This window comes from endosymbiont of Lamellibrachia barhami, from assembly GCF_011947365.2.
Classification (GTDB): domain Bacteria; phylum Pseudomonadota; class Gammaproteobacteria; order Chromatiales; family Chromatiaceae; genus QGON01.
Genome location: NZ_JAAVSH020000001.1, coordinates 1240389 through 1240966, shown reverse-complemented (window position 1 = coordinate 1240966; position 578 = coordinate 1240389). Strand labels below are relative to the sequence as shown.

Genomic DNA, 578 nt, shown 5'->3' with positions numbered 1-578 from the left:
CTGACCTTTGGGGACGGCGTACTGACGCAGACGATTATGGTGACCCCGGTGGACGATACCATTTGGGAGGGTGACGAGCAGTTCACCCTGCAACTGAGTAACGTGACTGGCGGTGCCAGCCTGGGTGTTCAGTCCTCGGCACCGGTAACCATCCTGGAAGATGATGCGACCCCACCAGCGGGTGTCATCGAGCTGAACGGCGCCAGCTTCAGCCTCTCCGAGGCGGGTCCGGCACTGGAGATCACGGTCAACCGCAGCGGCGGCAGTTTCGGAACGGTGACGGTGGACTACACCGGCGTGAACGGCACGGCGACCTCACCGGCGGATTTCGATCCGGTGAACGGAACCCTGACCTTTTTGGACGGTGTGCTGACGCAGACGATCATGGTAACCCCGGTGGACGATACCACCTGGGAGGGTGACGAGCAGTTCACCCTGCAACTGAGTAACGTGACCGGTGGTGCCAGCCTGGGCCTTCAGTTCTCGGCGCCGGTGACCATCCTGGAAGATGATGCGACCCCACCAGCGGGTGTCATCGAGCTGAACGGCGCCAGCTTCAGCCTCTCCGAGGCGGGTCC

Annotated in this window: 1 protein-coding gene; it reads left to right on the top strand. The window is 62.8% G+C overall.

Translation table 11 applies throughout. The annotated features are described in order from the left end of the window. The coding region (locus G9Q73_RS05615) for a Calx-beta domain-containing protein (RefSeq protein WP_281397558.1) at window positions 1-578 on the top strand (578 nt) is incomplete at both ends.